Source organism: Radiobacillus kanasensis, from assembly GCF_021049245.1.
Lineage (GTDB): Bacteria > Bacillota > Bacilli > Bacillales > Amphibacillaceae > Radiobacillus > Radiobacillus kanasensis.
The window spans coordinates 3,524,499-3,539,306 of the sequence record NZ_CP088020.1; the positions used below are offsets into that span (position 1 = coordinate 3,524,499).

14 protein-coding genes are annotated in these 14,808 nt (G+C 39.9%); 4 read left to right on the forward strand and 10 right to left on the reverse strand.

Annotation, left to right across the window (positions count from 1 at the left end; genetic code table 11):
• Positions 1-167 precede the first annotated feature (167 nt).
• The 5 genes from KO561_RS18000 to KO561_RS18020 all read right to left on the reverse strand — a co-directional run bounded on the left by KO561_RS18000 (position 168) and on the right by KO561_RS18020 (position 5,527).
• Positions 168-917 (reverse strand): anti-sigma factor, encoded by a 750-nt coding sequence (locus KO561_RS18000; RefSeq protein ID WP_231094699.1) that lies wholly within the window; start codon positions 915-917, stop codon positions 168-170.
• Complete coding sequence (locus tag KO561_RS18005; protein WP_231094700.1) at positions 918-1,475, reverse strand: RNA polymerase sigma factor; 558 nt, start codon at positions 1,473-1,475, stop codon at positions 918-920.
• A gap of 140 nt (positions 1,476-1,615) precedes the next feature.
• Positions 1,616-3,373, reverse strand: a complete 1,758-nt coding sequence (locus KO561_RS18010; RefSeq protein WP_231094701.1) for a methyl-accepting chemotaxis protein — start codon at positions 3,371-3,373, stop codon at positions 1,616-1,618.
• A gap of 134 nt (positions 3,374-3,507) precedes the next feature.
• On the reverse strand, positions 3,508-3,936 hold the full coding sequence (locus tag KO561_RS18015) for a DUF5392 family protein (RefSeq protein WP_231094702.1): 429 nt from the start codon (positions 3,934-3,936) through the stop codon (positions 3,508-3,510).
• Positions 3,937-4,183: 247 nt separating this feature from the next.
• Positions 4,184-5,527: a YjiH family protein gene (locus tag KO561_RS18020; RefSeq protein ID WP_231097245.1), complete on the reverse strand. Its 1,344-nt coding sequence runs from the start codon at positions 5,525-5,527 to the stop codon at positions 4,184-4,186.
• Positions 5,528-5,855: 328 nt separating this feature from the next.
• Here KO561_RS18020 and KO561_RS18025 point away from each other — a divergent pair, with 328 nt between their 5' ends.
• The 3 genes from KO561_RS18025 (at position 5,856) to KO561_RS18035 (ending at position 8,754) form a co-directional block, all read left to right on the forward strand.
• Complete coding sequence (locus KO561_RS18025; protein ID WP_231094703.1) at positions 5,856-7,478, forward strand: ABC-F family ATP-binding cassette domain-containing protein; 1,623 nt, start codon at positions 5,856-5,858, stop codon at positions 7,476-7,478.
• 50 nt (positions 7,479-7,528) lie between these two features.
• Positions 7,529-8,011, forward strand: a complete 483-nt coding sequence (locus KO561_RS18030) for a GNAT family N-acetyltransferase (protein ID WP_231094704.1) — start codon at positions 7,529-7,531, stop codon at positions 8,009-8,011.
• A 110-nt stretch (positions 8,012-8,121) separates the two neighbouring features.
• Entirely contained in the window at positions 8,122-8,754 is a 633-nt protein-coding gene (locus tag KO561_RS18035) for a spore coat protein (RefSeq protein ID WP_231094705.1), read from the forward strand.
• A gap of 54 nt (positions 8,755-8,808) precedes the next feature.
• On the opposite strand, the gene KO561_RS18040 is transcribed toward KO561_RS18035, so the two are convergent.
• Positions 8,809-9,582 carry a MerR family transcriptional regulator gene (locus KO561_RS18040; RefSeq protein ID WP_231094706.1) on the reverse strand — a complete coding sequence of 258 codons (774 nt, stop codon included), beginning with the start codon at positions 9,580-9,582 and terminating at the stop codon, positions 8,809-8,811.
• A 322-nt stretch (positions 9,583-9,904) separates the two neighbouring features.
• Between KO561_RS18040 and KO561_RS18045 the strand changes: the two genes are divergently transcribed.
• Positions 9,905-11,272, forward strand: a complete 1,368-nt coding sequence (locus KO561_RS18045; protein WP_231094707.1) for an FAD-dependent oxidoreductase — start codon at positions 9,905-9,907, stop codon at positions 11,270-11,272.
• 151 nt (positions 11,273-11,423) lie between these two features.
• Here KO561_RS18045 and trpA read toward each other — a convergent pair whose 3' ends face one another.
• Genes trpA through trpC form a run of 4 tightly spaced genes read right to left on the reverse strand, consistent with a single transcriptional unit; the run spans position 11,424 to position 14,805 of the window.
• Positions 11,424-12,200 carry a tryptophan synthase subunit alpha gene (trpA, locus tag KO561_RS18050; protein ID WP_231094708.1) on the reverse strand — a complete coding sequence of 259 codons (777 nt, stop codon included), beginning with the start codon at positions 12,198-12,200 and terminating at the stop codon, positions 11,424-11,426.
• A complete protein-coding gene (gene trpB, locus KO561_RS18055) occupies positions 12,193-13,398 on the reverse strand; it encodes a tryptophan synthase subunit beta (protein WP_231094709.1) in 1,206 nt (401 codons plus the stop codon). Before trpB ends, trpA begins: the two co-directional genes overlap by 8 nt.
• Positions 13,399-13,405: 7 nt before the next feature.
• Positions 13,406-14,017 carry a phosphoribosylanthranilate isomerase gene (locus KO561_RS18060; protein ID WP_231094710.1) on the reverse strand — a complete coding sequence of 204 codons (612 nt, stop codon included), beginning with the start codon at positions 14,015-14,017 and terminating at the stop codon, positions 13,406-13,408.
• A complete protein-coding gene (gene trpC / locus KO561_RS18065) occupies positions 14,014-14,805 on the reverse strand; it encodes an indole-3-glycerol phosphate synthase TrpC (protein WP_231094711.1) in 792 nt (263 codons plus the stop codon). Before trpC ends, KO561_RS18060 begins: the two co-directional genes overlap by 4 nt.
• Positions 14,806-14,808 lie beyond the last annotated feature (3 nt).

Genomic DNA, 14,808 nt, shown 5'->3' on the forward strand with positions numbered 1-14,808 from the left:
CCCACTATCTTTTTTCTTGAACTTTTCCTTTTCAATAAAATTATCAACAGAAGTCTAGTTAGTGCTTATCTTGCCATCGCTGCAAATGTCAGGAGTATAGTTCAACCGATTTTTATACTTCGTCAACACGCAAAAAAATAGAACCGAATTTAATCGGTCCTATTCCTCTATAAAGAAGAGCTTAAAATAATTTCCCCTTTGGGGGTTTTATTGGTCGGGTTTGGTTCTTTCGTTATGGCTATGGTGTCCCAGTTGTGCTCCCCTTCATAGTTTACATGATAGGAAACTGCTCCTTCTCCATTATCATTTGGGACAAAGGTTCCCGCTCGATATGGTTTGCCTTCTTCTAGCACCCAGACTTGATAGGCTTCGTCTCCATTTAAAGGTTCAAGCTGATTTGCCTGAACAACGACATTCATTCCATCCTCTTTTTCAATCATCGTTGCAGATGCTTCTGCTTCTATACCTTCTGAAGCCTTTAACTGCACGGAACCTAATATTTTATCTAAACTAACTTCCGGTTCAGCCGTTTCCGTATTATCCTGATTTACCAAAGCATAGATATTCCCCATCAGGGAAACGACTAAAGCAGCGGCAATGAGTGACATAACTCCTCGGTTTGGAGTTCGTTTCATCATAGGCTGTGTCTCTTCATCCTTAGGTTTTATTTCATTATCCTGTTTTCCCGTTTGCTTTTCCTCGTCGAATACATTCGTCAATACTCTATCCTTCATAGACGGTGGTGGGGTTATAGGTTCAGAGTCAAATGGCAAGTCTTCTGTTAGCATTCTTAATTCTTCCAGTTCTTCCGAGCACTCCACACACTCTTCCAAGTGCTTTTCAAATCGCTTCTTTTCTACCTCATCCAATTGATTATTGAAGTAATCGATCAACAAATCCGCTTCCTTATGAGCCATCTACTCCACCTCCCCTTCTGTGGTATTGGATATATATTTCCTTAGATGCTTGAGAGCAAGCCTGACTCGACCTTTCACCGTTCCCAGCGGGATATTGCAAGCCTCTGATATCTGCCTTTGCGAGAGTCCCTTAAAGTAAAAAAGCTCCACAATCTTTCTTTGATCCTCTGCTAATTCTTGAACGGCTTCTCTCAAATTCTGTCCTTCTTCTTTCCATTGTATGATATCTTCCGTGGACGGATCATTCGCTTGAATAGCATCTCGTTCTTCTAAGGTGTAGGTTGTTTCCTTTTTCTTTTTTAATAAATCTAGACATGTATTTCTCGTAACGGTCAATAACCAGGAAGAGAATTTTCCTTTTTCTTCTTTATAAAGCCCCTTTTTGGTCCAGAGTTTTATAAAGACTTCTTGGATGGCTTCTTCAGATATATCCGAGCTTCCAGTCATACGATAAGAAAAAGAAAATAATAGCTTTTCATAACGGTCATACAATGCTTCTAGTGCCTGCTTATCGCCTTGCTGCACTAGATGATATAACTCAACGTCCCGTTCACTCATAGCAATCTCCTTTTCTACAGTTAATACCTTCATACTACCACATGCCTTTCTAAAAAAGGAGGTTTCGTACTTAGCTAACGATAGAAATAGCGAGTTAGATCACTTATTTTTCATTAAATAAAAAAGAGGCGCTTCGGCCTCTATAATTGAAATTTCTTCATATGTTTATCTAAATCTTTAGACAACGCATCTAATCTTTTCGCACTTTCCGTTACTTCTTCAACCGAGCTATTCGATTGTTGGGCAGAAGCTGCGGTCTGCTCGATTCCTGCTGCTGACTCTTCTGCAACGGCTGCTATACTATCTATGGCTTGGCTCATTTCATTGCTATTCGATGTAATAACTTGTAGATCCGTAGAGATTCTTTTCGAATTTTCAACCATTTCGAGAACGGAGTGTTTAATCTGATCAAACGTTTTTCTCGTTAACTGAATTTGTTCGGTTCCTTCCTCTACTTCCTCATAGCTTTTACTAAGTGAATGGACGACATAATCAGAGCTATTCGTAATTCGCTTGACGATATCTGTAATCTCTCCTACAGATTTGGAAACTTGTTCGGCTAATTTTCTTACTTCATTAGCCACTACGGCGAATCCTTTTCCTTGCTCTCCTGCCCGAGCGGCTTCAATCGCCGCATTCAGTGCTAATAAGTTCGTTTGTTCCGCCACACCTTGAATCACTTCTATTAGTTTCGTAATCTCTTTCGTATCTCCACTTAAATCATCTACTCGGTTAACCGCTTCACTTACTTTTTCGTAAATGTTCTGCATTTGATCAACAGATTGATCCATTAGTTCCGTACCGTCTTCTGCCATCTTCAATACGTGACTGGAAGTACTGGATACGGCTTGTCCATTCTCATGAGCATTACTTACTTTAGTCGTAAACTGGCCCATGACATGTGCTAAGTTAGAAGCATTGGTTGCCTGCGCCTCTGATCCTGAAGATAATTCTTGCATCGTTGCAGCGACCTGGTTGCTTGATTCCTTCACTTGATCGGATGTCTGAGTCAGCCACTCACTTTGTTCTGTTACTTGTTTAGAAGCTACGGATACATTTTCTATGATAGAACGAAGATTAGATTGCAGATGATTCAATGCATCCGTTAACGTTTTCGTTTCATCCTTCGTATTCACAATTAATGGTTCATGATGGAGCTCCCCATTCGCTATTTCTTCCATTCTATTAGACACGTTAATAATCGGTTTTGTAATTCTTCCCGATATAAACCATACAAGCAAGGCACCTATCAGAAGGGCAACTCCAATCGATATTCCCATAACGCTTAGCAACCTGTTTGCCCCTGCATTAAAGTCAACCATATAAGTACCTGCACTAATAATCCAGCCCCAGTTCTCTTCTTGCTCTGCATAAGTCACCTTCGGCTCGATGGCGTCTGGATTAGTCGGCAGTGGCCAATCATAATAACTGAAACCATTCCCTTCAAGAGCTGATTCCACGATTACTTTCCCTACATTAACACCATTCGGATCTTCCTTACCCCAGAGATTGGAACCTTCTGAGTTTGGATGGGCCAGTAATGTTCCTTCTTCATCAATGACAAAGAAATATCCATTTTCTCCAATATTAATTGCTGGGTCAATTGGTCTCGTTCCGTCTTCTTGCAGCTCTCCTAGTAATGCTACCTTTAATCTTTCCTGTGCTTCCTCTTCCGTCAAGTCGCCTTCTTCCACCTGATTATATAGACTGTTTGCCAATTTAACAGCCATCTTAACATTGTTTTGTAAGTTGACTTCACCTAATTCATTTAAATCTTTTTTACTCGTTTCATAGCCTATCATCCCAATTACCAACGATGGAACCGCTAACAATAAAAGGCATACTACAATAATTTTAACCCGTAATGATCTTACATATAAAAATCGACCCATCCCCATCCCCATCCCCCCAAACTATGTTGATAGGTCGATCATACCACATAATATGACAAAATTCGATATATTTTTCAGAATTTTTAGTTTGTTATGAGCAAAAAAAGGAGAGTGCCTAAATTGCACTCCCAATCGGTATTTTACCGCACTTTCTCTTCTTCCTCCAAAAACGTCACAAACGTACGAAACCCTAATACTGGCTGTTGTTTTACCATTTGGATAAATTTTTGCTTCGTGGACTCTGGAACGACATCACTCTGCTCTATTCTCTTCACTATATGTTGGTTACTTTGCTTTTGTATTTCTTTGCGTAGAACTTTGGATTCTTTTGATAAAGCCATTCCAATAGCTGCCATGAGTGCTAAAATGATCAATGATATGTTTAATCCATTACCTATCCCGTTGGTAAAAAGCATGATAAAAGCATTTAATAACGAAACAATGATTAATGGAAAAGAGATGGACGTATAAATAGAAGACTTTTTCATCAAAGGTCTAATCTTTTCACTGATCGCTTCCATTTCCCTTTGTATATACTGCGGCATTCTTTGAAACGTCATTGGATTCATCAGAACCCCTCCTATTGAATTTTAATCCAAAAAGACCTATACCACCTCTGGTATAGGTCTTCACTACAAGCAATACCTATACCGTAAAAGGTAAGGTCTTGCTAACAACTCGTTGGTTGCCAACCAAGCCGAGAGCATGCGCTCTGTATTGACGACTTAGGCTGTTAAAGCTACTCCCCTTAAGGAATATGAACTTATATATAGCTTACAACCATCTCATGGCCTTGTCAAAGGAAAATACTCCGAATTAAAAGAACAGATGAGCCATCAATACAATGACAGGTAACGTAATTAAAGTACGTTCTAGGAAAATAATAACAAGGTCTTTAAAACTAACTGGTAGCTTTGAACCGAGTAATAACCCGCCGACTTCAGACATGTAGATTAACTGCGTAACGGATACACAAGCAATAACAAATCTAGTCAATGGACTTTCAATCCCACTACCGATAACTGATGGTAAAAACATGTCAGCAAACCCGATAACCATCGTAGGGGCAGCTTCCACAGCTGATGGAATTTGAAGGACTTGTAAAATTGGAACAAAAGGTGCTCCAATCCATTCAAAAACAGGTGTATGCTCAGCGATAATTAGCGCAATCGTTCCAATTGCCATAACAATAGGAATAACACCCATCCACATATCTAGAACATTTTGAATGCCACCTCTTCCTACAGCACTCCAGTTTGTTTTCTTTGCCTTTCCAACTGCTTGCATTAAGCCCCACTTCAGACGTGATGTATTCGCTGGAATACTTTCATTTTTCATCGTAGATGATTCATCCATATACGTATCCGCTTTTCTAGATAACGGTGGAATGCGCGGACAAATGACAGCTGCTACAAGTCCAGCTATGACGATGGTGGTGTAATATTGAATAAACATATGCTCCAGATTCATTAACTCTAAAACAACAATCGTAAACGTGATGGAAACGACAGAAAAAGTCGTTCCTATTACGGCAGCTTCCCTTTTTGTATAATAGCCATCCTCATATTGTTTGTTCGTAAGAAGTACACCAATTGTACCGTCTCCCAACCAGGAAGCCATACAGTCGATAGAGGATCGACCAGGTAAGGTGAAAATAGGGCGCATTACTTTCGTAAGAAGTGCACCGAACAACTCTAGTAGTCCGAAATCAAGCAATAACGGTAAAAATAAGCCAGCAAAAAGAAACACTGCTACTAGTGCTGGAATAAGGTCATTGAATAATAGTCCCCCTGTTGCATCTGACCATATAAATTCTGGTCCAAGCTGGAAAAGGGTCATAACGGCAAAGATCATCGCAAGAATTCTTGCCCAAAACCATACAGGGCTAACATCAAAAAGCCCTTTTAAAAATGAATTATTCATAATTTTTTCCGGCTTGCTTACTTTCGTCACAACGGTCAAGACAACAGCTAATGTGATGATAATCGTCACGAATTCCGGAATGACAGATACAAAGGTGTCTTGAACCCAACCAGCAAGTAAAGCAACTGGTATCGTAATTTCGTCTTGGAAGGTAAAGGGAATCATAAATAGCATAATACCGATAAGTGAAGGGATTAAAAACTTTAGTATTCCTTGCGAATCCAGACGACCTTCCATATGTTGCACATCACGCGACTTTTCTAAAGCCTCCTTATTCTCAAACGAATCCTTCATGCACATTCTCCTCTCGAAAATTAATGAAAACGGATACATAATTGCGGTATTCACATATGGTATTTTATCCTGCAAATAGTTATGAGGACATCTTACACGGTTGAATTATACTATGTTTCCTTCTTATTTCCTATAGTATCATTTTCTTAAATCGTAAAAATATAACATTAATTATTCAAATAAACTTTCCCCACTCACATTATCCACTTGGTTTTGTTGACTTCAAGCTCTAAATCGCTTAAGCTAGGCTTTGATTGGAGGAATGTGGTACATGATTACTGTTCATAATGTAAGTTTACGATATGGAGATAAAAAACTGTTTGAAGATGTTAATTTAAAATTCACCCCAGGCAACTGTTATGGGGTTATTGGTGCAAATGGCGCAGGTAAGTCAACCTTCTTAAAAATTCTTTCTGGAGAAATTGAGCCACAAACTGGTAATGTTTCCATGGGGCCAGATGAACGTTTGGCTGTATTGAAACAGGACCACTTTGAATATGAAGAATATGAAGTCTTGAAAACCGTTGTTATGGGACATGAAAGACTGTATCAAATCATGGAAGAAAAAGATGCTATCTATATGAAAGCAGATTTTTCTGAAGAAGATGGAATGAAAGCGGCCGAGCTTGAAGGAGAATTTGCTGAACTGAACGGTTGGGAAGCAGAATCTGATGCAGCTGTGTTGTTAAAAGGACTAGGTATTACGGAAGAACTGCACACGAAAAAGATGGCCGATTTACCTGGTTCCGATAAAGTGAAAGTTCTTTTAGCCCAAGCCTTGTTTGGTAACCCAGATATCTTATTACTGGATGAGCCAACAAACCACTTAGATATTCAAGCAATTCAATGGCTGGAAGAATTCCTAATTAATTTTGAAAATACTGTTATCGTTGTTTCCCACGACCGGCATTTCTTAAACAAAGTATGTACACACATTGCGGACGTTGATTTCGGTAAAATTGAAATTTTCGTTGGGAACTATGATTTCTGGTATGAGTCTAGCCAACTAGCACTTCGCCTAGCTCAGGAAGCCAATAAGAAAAAAGAAGAGAAGATGAAAGAGCTGCAAAGCTTTATTGCTCGATTTAGTGCAAATGCATCGAAATCAAAGCAAGCAACTTCTCGTAAGAAGATGCTCGACAACATCACTCTCGATGACATTAAGCCATCATCCAGAAAGTATCCATACATCGCTTTCACGCCTGACCGTGAGGTTGGAAACGACCTGCTTATGGTAGAGAACCTTTCCAAGACGATTGATGGTGTAAAAGTACTCAACAATGTAAGCTTCACCATGAATAAAGATGACAAGATTGCTTTAGTAGGTAGAGATGAAATAGCGAAAACGACATTACTTCGTATTTTAATGGGAGAAATCGAACCAGATGAGGGTAGCTTCAAATGGGGCGTAACGACATCTCAGTCCTATTTCCCTAAGGATAATGCCAAGTTCTTTGAAAACGGCAACCTTACTTTAGTTGATTGGTTACGTCAATTTTCACCAGATGACCAAACCGAAACATTCCTACGTGGATTTCTAGGAAGAATGTTGTTCTCTGGAGAGCAAGCTTTGAAAAAAGCGAATGTCCTATCTGGAGGAGAAAAGGTTCGTTGTATGCTATCGAAAATGATGCTAAGCAATTCCAACGTATTGCTACTTGATGAGCCTACGAACCACTTGGATCTTGAGTCGATTACAGCTTTGAACAATGGACTTATTAAGTTCAAAGGCTCGATTCTGTTCACATCTCATGACCATCAGTTCGTAAACAGTATTGCGAACCGTTTAATTGAAATTACACCGACTGGCATCATTGATAAAGAAATGAGCTATGATGAGTACGTAGCGGATAAAAAGCTACAAAAGCAAATTGAAACGATGTACGCATCTTAAGAAAAGTGGACCTGTGATGGTCCACTTTTTTATACATAAGGGAGATTAGAATGAATACAGATGTCCGATTAGATTTCTATCATGATATGTATCGAAAAGCGTTAGAGCATTATCCACTTCCACCCCAGCAGCTTCAATTTACGGGTCTACCATTAGATTGTGTAGCTAAAGCTGAAACAGAGAACGAGTATTATTCCATCGTAATTTTATACAACGATGTGCCTGCGGGTTTTTTTGTTCTTCAAGGTTGGGACGGGGTGCAAACATACAGCGATAACCGGGAGGCATTGTTGATTCGTGCCTATTCGATCAATCCCACATATCAAGGAAAAGGGATTGCCAAAAAGTCCTTAGAACTTTTACCGACGTTTATCAAAGCGCATTTTCCAGAGCGAAATGAAATTGTTTTAGGTGTGAACCACAAGAATATCCCTGCACAGCAAGTTTATTTGAAGGCAGGCTTTGTCGATAGAGGGAAGCGAGTGTATGGAAAATTAGGAGAGCAGTTTGTGTTTCATTTGCAGATACAGTAGATAGGAACATCTATACTCTACAATCTACTAACTTTGCCTGATTAGAACGTATTTTTTCAATTTTTTGGAGGAAGATAATAGTGAAAAAATCAACTAGGAGGCGAAGTTAGATGAAGTTAGCTGCCCATGAATTACATGACTTACACGAATTAACGATGAGTTGCGTCAACTCTATTACGAATATGTCGTATATGCTTCAACATATTCAAGACCCGGAACTCAAAAGCATTGTAGAACGTCACTATCCTTTCCATATTAGAGATTATAATATGAAAGTGGAATTTTTAAGTCAACAGGAAGGGGCTAAGTTGGAGCTTCCCCTTTTCAAAGAACAAGGAAACTTAGCTGATTATACTCAATCACCAATGAACCAATATCCTCCTGTCCAACCAAGAACAATGGTACAAGATATGAATGACCGCGAAATGGCCACCAATTACTTGTTAACATTAAAGCGTTCAGGACGCGAATATGCGAACTCCGCAATGGAAGCTGCAAACCCTGAGCTTCGTTCCTTTTTACAAACCGCTTTCATGATGAGTTGTTCCCATGCGTACGACATGTGGCAATACATGGTTCAAAAAGGCTATTATCCTTTAGAACCAGCTGATCAGACTATGATAAGTAAGATCGGTGCTACGTATCAAGTTGTACCAGAAAATCAGGAAATCATTCAGCAAGCATTAAATAAATATAATAACCAGAATCCTATAGCTGGTGAAAGTGATCAAATGTACCAATAGAAAATGAACCACAAGCACAGTTAAAAAGCTTCTGTGCTTGTGGTTTTACAAAATCTAATTACTTTCCATTTCTGTTTGCTCCATACAATATTGAATCGCTTGATTGAGCCACTCCTCTTCCTTTTCTGTAAACGGAGAAGGTGTCATCTTTTCAAGTTGTTGAATATCTATTTCCTCCATGTCCGTATCAGCTAGCTTTTGCATCAAATCCTCTCCAAGAAATGCAAAGGATGCATCCAGATATGTTTGAATCATTTCTTGTACTTTTGGATCCTCTACAGGTTTACCAAATAATTGCTTTACTTCCTTAGCTAATTGGATGAAGGTTTGATCCAATGCAATTATTTCTTCTTCGGATTTCTTTGATAAATCTTCCGCAACGTCCGTCAACCTATGCCTATCTAACCATTCATTTTGGAGATGTTCTGTTTGCATCCCATGAATAAGAGTGAATAGTATATTGCTATCTACCTCTCCTTCTTCTTTCAATAGCTTAGCTACTCTCCTAACAGTCGTTATGGATTGGTTGATCCGTTCTTTTTCTTCTTCCAACGCTTGTAGGTGGAGGGACAAGGTGTCCACCAAGTCGACAGTAAAACTCGATTCGTCTAACATTTTTGAAATGTTATCAAGCGTGTACCCTAGAAACTTTAGACTTACGATTTTCTGAATGGTTAGTAGATCTGGATGATTGTAAATGCGGTGGCCCGATGTCGGATGCTTTTCTGGCTGTAATAGGCCGATTTCATCATAGTAATGTAATGTACGAATAGATATACCAGTTTTTTCTGAAAATTCTCCAATGGAATACTTGTTATTTTCTTTCAATCCCATTCCTCCCATAAAGATATATGCTTCATTATAAAACCTCACGTAACGGGAGATTCAAGAGATAATTTATCGAGATAAAAAACTATTCTCATACTGCTAGTTAAACAAATTCTACAAGGAGGAAGTCACTCCTGCTTGAATCAGAATCCCACTTGTTGAAAAGTGAATGTTAGAAGAAGTGCCTTCCTTTTTGTCTCTTTTGTGAAATTAATCACAAAGTTATTGCGCTTTATTTTAGCATGAGCTATACTCAATATAAAGTTTGTGATAATTATCACAATATAAGTGAATTGTTTCACATATCAGGAGGCGTTTATAAATGAAAGTAGCAGTGATCGGATGTACACACGCAGGGACAGCAGCAATTTCTAATATCTTAAAACTATACCCACAGGCAGAAATAGATGTTTTCGAAAAAAATGACAATGTATCTTTCTTATCTTGCGGAATTGCCCTTTATGTTGGTGGTGTTGTAGAAGATCCAAATGGTCTCTTCTATGCATCTGTGGAAGGATTCGAGCAACAAGGTGTGCGCATGCATATGCGTCATGAAGTAACAGTGTGTGATATGAATGCGAAAGTCTTAGAGGCGAAAAATCTAGAAACGGGAGAAGTAACAGACTATTTTTACGATAAGTTGATTATCACAACAGGTTCATGGCCTGTGACACCAGCCATTCCTGGATTTAATTTAGAAAATGTTCAGCTATGTAAAAACTTTACTCATGCTCAAGAGATTATTCAAAAAGCGAAAGATGCGAAAAACATTGCTGTAATTGGTGCAGGTTATATCGGTATTGAATTGGTGGAGGCATTCGAGCAAGCAACTAAGAATGTAACATTAATAGATAGTGAAACTCGTATTCTTAATCGCTACTTTGATCAAGATTTCACAGATCCACTAGAAGATACTTTTAGAGAGCTTGGTGTGAATCTTGCATTAGAGCAAACGGTAACGAAGTTTGAAGGAACGAATAAAGTAGAAACTGTTGTGACAAACAAGGGATCTTATGATGCAGATTTAGTAATCATGTGTGTCGGCTTCCGACCAAACACAGCACTTTTCCAAAACCAACTGAAAACATTGCCAAATGGAGCGATTATAGTAGATGAATTTATGAGAACGAGTCGTGAGGATGTATTTGCCGCAGGAGACTGTTGTGCGGTTGCCTACAATCCGACGAAACAAGCAGCTTACATCCCTTTAGCAACAAATGCCGTAAGAATGGGTACCTTAGTCGCTCATAATCTACTTCACCCAGTGCTTGCTCATCAAGGTACTCAAGGAACATCTGGATTAAAAATCTATCAGCATAACCTAGCATCTACTGGTCTTACAGAAATGGCAGCGGAAGCGAGTGGCTTACAGGTTCGCAGCGCTTTGTTAGTGGATACGTATCGTCCAGATTTTATGCCAGAAAACACGGTACTGAAGATTAAGCTTGTGTATGAAGTGGATACACATCGAATTGTTGGTGCACAGGTTTTATCTGATGCGGACTTCACCCAAGCAATGAATACGGTGAGTGTTGCGATTCAAAACAATATGACGATTGAACAATTAGCGTTAACCGATTTCTTCTTCCAACCGCACTACAATAAGCCTTGGAATTTCTTAAACCAAGTAGCATTGCAAGCGATGGGGGAGGAAGCAGAACGTAAATCTGATTTATTGCTCCTAAAATAAGTAAAAGGCTGTTCCCCTTGCAGGTGAACAGCCTTTTACTTTTAATTTATAGTCGATTACTTTCATTCTTTTTTCAAATACTTTTAATTCGACTCAGAATACTTTCAAGTACTTCCGAATTACTTTTAAAATAAGGATTAATACTTTCAAATCACGCTTTCGATGCTTGTATCAACTCCACAATCGCCTCGCGATCCCCATTATGAAGCGCATCGACGATTTTACTCCCCACTACTACACCATTACAGTGCGAGCTAAGCTCCTTCACATGCTCTGGTGTAGAAACACCAAATCCAGCTAACACTGGCGCTGAACATTTCTCTGTCAAGGATGCTAAATACTCCGCTAAATTTTCTTTAAAATCACTTCTAGCCCCTGTCGTACCAGTTACAGTAACGGCATATAGGAATCCTTCCGTACGCTTCGCAATTTCTTCAATTCGTTCCTGTGTGCTCGTTAAAGCTGCCAGACGGATCAAAGCAATACCCGCTTCCTTCAAGCTTTGAACGATAAGCCCTTCCTCTTCAAGCGGCAAATCAGGAATAATGAGCCCATCTACTCCAGCTTTATCACAGGCCATCGCAAACGCTTCTATTCCAAATGTGTAGATTGGATTAATATAAGTCATCAATACAACTGGAATTTCCCTCGAAGACTTAAAGCGTTCTAATTCGGCAAGTACTTTACGTAAACTTACTCCGTTCTCAAGAGCTCTTAAGCCAGCTGCTTGAATCGTCGGCCCGTCCGCTACGGGATCAGAAAATGGGATACCTAACTCGACAACGGTCGCACCGCTTTCTTGTAAAAAAGTAAGCTGTTCTTCTAATTGATCTAGTCCGCCATCGCCTGCCATGATATACGGAACAAATGCTTTATCTCCTTTTTCTATCGTGACTTGAAAGGCTTGATCTAGTTTTTGTTTACCCATTTATTTCACCTCCAAGAGCTGCACGAACGGTTTCAACGTCTTTATCTCCACGTCCGGATAGACAAACGACTAAAAGTTCTTCTTTTTTCATTTGTTTGGCCAGCTTCATACTATAAGCAATCGCATGAGCACTTTCCAATGCTGGTAAGATTCCTTCTGTTTTACATAAAAGCTGTAAAGCTTCCATCGCTTCCTCGTCTGTAATAGAATCATAGATGACACGATCGATTTCTTTCAAATGACTATGCTCCGGTCCAACACCTGGATAATCTAGCCCCGCGGAAATGGAATGGGCTTCTTGTACTTGACCATCCTCATCTTGTAAGAGATAGGTCATCGTTCCGTGTAAAATCCCCGCTTTTCCATCAGTCAAGGTCGCTGCATGCTTCCCAGTTTCAACCCCAGATCCACCTGCTTCCACGCCGTACAGCTTGACTTCTTTGTCTTCTACAAATGGATAAAACATTCCCATTGAGTTACTTCCACCACCGATACAAGCGACAACTGCTTCTGGAAGTCTTCCTTCTTGCTCGATAATTTGTTTTTTCGTTTCTTCTCCAATTACACTTTGGAAGTCTCGAACAATTTGTGGAAACGGATGTGGTCCCACAACCGAACCGATAATATAGTGTGTATCTTCGACATTGCTAACCCAGTATCTTAATGCTTCGTTTACCGCATCCTTTAACGTCCCACTACCTTGATCGACACTTTCTACCTTGGCACCTAGTAGTTCCATTCGGAAAACATTAAGCTTCTGTCTGCGGATATCCTCTTTCCCCATAAAAATGATGCATTCTAAGCCAAGTAATGCACAAACAGTAGCTGTTGCTACGCCGTGCTGACCCGCACCGGTTTCTGCCACTACTTTTTTCTTGCCCATGCGTTGGGTTAAAAGTGCTTGACCAATAGCATTATTGATCTTGTGCGCTCCTGTATGATTCAAATCCTCACGCTTCAAGTAAATTTTAGGTCCACCTAAATGGTTCGATAACTGCTCCGCATAATAAAGGGGCGTTTCCCGACCGATATATTGCTTAAAATAATAATCTATTTGACCCAAAAATTCCTGGTCCTTCATTGCCTTTTTGTATTCTGCTTCAAGCTCCAATACGGCGGGCATTAAAGTTTCTGGTACGAATCTTCCCCCAAAAGAACCGAAATGTCCATTTATGTCTGGTTGTTGATAGGTTCCCATCACTACATCACCTTCCTGAATTTTTTGCTGCTTTAACGAATGCATATATTTTATCCGGGTCTTTGCTTCCATCTGTTTCAACCCCACTAGAAATATCGACACCTACTGGATACACCTCTCGAATGGCTTCCGCTACGTTCTCCGCATGAAGACCACCCGCCAGCATTATTTTCCCTTCCAGGTTCGCTAATCCCTTGGCTAATGACCAGTCAAAGGTTTCTCCATTCCCCCCACGGTATTTCCCGGCTGGGCTATCTAATAAATAATAGTCACAGTTATAACGCTCGAGCGTTTGTAAATCCTCTTTCGAACGGACTTGAAATGCTTTAATCATTGGAACCTTTATTTGCTCACAGTAAGCAGGTGTTTCATCCCCGTGTAATTGAACGTAATCCAAACCTACATAGGTAGCTATTTCTTGAACCACTTCTGGTTCCTCATTAACAAAAACGCCCACTTTTTGAATGGAGCTCGGAAGGGTATCTGCGATTTCCTTCGCTTCTTCCTTTGTTACCATTCGCTTACTGTCCGCAAATACAAACCCAATAAAATCCGCACCTGACTCCACAACAGCTTTAGCTGCTTCGACTGTTTTAATCCCACAGATTTTGACTTTCATGATGTTTGCTCCCTATTAAATGGAATTCGTAGCTCTTCAAAGGTTTGTGCTAGATTTCCAGAACGCATCATCGTTTCACCAACTAGAATAGCGCGTGCCCCTGCTTTTTGTACCCGTTCTACGTCCGCCGTTGTTTTCATGCCACTTTCACTAATCAGCAAAGCATCCGAACGTTTAATATGCTGTGCTAGTCGTTCTGTAATACCGAGGTCTACCTCAAAGGTTTTCAAATTGCGATTATTCACCCCGATGATAGGAACCTCTAAATCGTTTGCTACTTCTAACTCTTCCAGATCATGAACCTCCATTAAAACTTCCAATCCTTTATTTGTCGCATAGTAAAAAAGTTCTTCTACCCTTTTTTTTGGTAAAGCTGCTGCGATAAGCAGAATGACATTTGCTCCATAATCATGAGCCCGATCGATTTGAATTTCATCAATGATGAAATCTTTGTTTAATAGCGGAAGCTGAACCGCTTTTCTTACTGCTAGTAAATCACCCATCGTTCCTTGGAAGAACGGTGTGTCCGTTAAGACAGAAATGGCACCAGCACCAGAGCTTTCGTACTCTTTCCCTTGGATAACAGGATCCATTTGATCATTTATAACGCCTTTCGACGGGGAAGCGCGCTTGATCTCCGCAATGATGTTCATATGTTCCGAATGCATAAACGTCTGGTAGAGAGATGTCGGCTGTTTTATTTCCGACTTCCCTTCCGAATGATAGGATCTCTTTAATTCTTCAACTTCCTTTTCTTTTTCCGCTAATATTTTATCTAGGATGGTCATGCT

What these genes read in the sequence shown, in the direction of transcription:
- KO561_RS18000 (WP_231094699.1), bottom strand. Translation starts at nt 917, where the DNA reads ATGGCTCATAAGGAAGCGGATTTGTTGATCGATTACTTCAATAATCAA.
- KO561_RS18005 (WP_231094700.1), bottom strand. Translation starts at nt 1,475, where the DNA reads ATGAGTGAACGGGACGTTGAGTTATATCATCTAGTGCAGCAAGGCGAT.
- KO561_RS18010 (WP_231094701.1), bottom strand. Translation starts at nt 3,373, where the DNA reads ATGGGGATGGGTCGATTTTTATATGTAAGATCATTACGGGTTAAAATT.
- KO561_RS18015 (WP_231094702.1), bottom strand. Translation starts at nt 3,936, where the DNA reads ATGAATCCAATGACGTTTCAAAGAATGCCGCAGTATATACAAAGGGAA.
- KO561_RS18020 (WP_231097245.1), bottom strand. Translation starts at nt 5,527, where the DNA reads ATGGAAGGTCGTCTGGATTCGCAAGGAATACTAAAGTTTTTAATCCCT.
- KO561_RS18025 (WP_231094703.1), top strand. Translation starts at nt 5,856, where the DNA reads ATGATTACTGTTCATAATGTAAGTTTACGATATGGAGATAAAAAACTG.
- KO561_RS18030 (WP_231094704.1), top strand. Translation starts at nt 7,529, where the DNA reads ATGAATACAGATGTCCGATTAGATTTCTATCATGATATGTATCGAAAA.
- KO561_RS18035 (WP_231094705.1), top strand. Translation starts at nt 8,122, where the DNA reads ATGAAGTTAGCTGCCCATGAATTACATGACTTACACGAATTAACGATG.
- KO561_RS18045 (WP_231094707.1), top strand. Translation starts at nt 9,905, where the DNA reads ATGAAAGTAGCAGTGATCGGATGTACACACGCAGGGACAGCAGCAATT.
- trpA (WP_231094708.1), bottom strand. Translation starts at nt 12,200, where the DNA reads ATGGGTAAACAAAAACTAGATCAAGCCTTTCAAGTCACGATAGAAAAA.
- trpB (WP_231094709.1), bottom strand. Translation starts at nt 13,398, where the DNA reads ATGGGAACCTATCAACAACCAGACATAAATGGACATTTCGGTTCTTTT.
- KO561_RS18060 (WP_231094710.1), bottom strand. Translation starts at nt 14,017, where the DNA reads ATGAAAGTCAAAATCTGTGGGATTAAAACAGTCGAAGCAGCTAAAGCT.
- trpC (WP_231094711.1), bottom strand. Translation starts at nt 14,805, where the DNA reads ATGACCATCCTAGATAAAATATTAGCGGAAAAAGAAAAGGAAGTTGAA.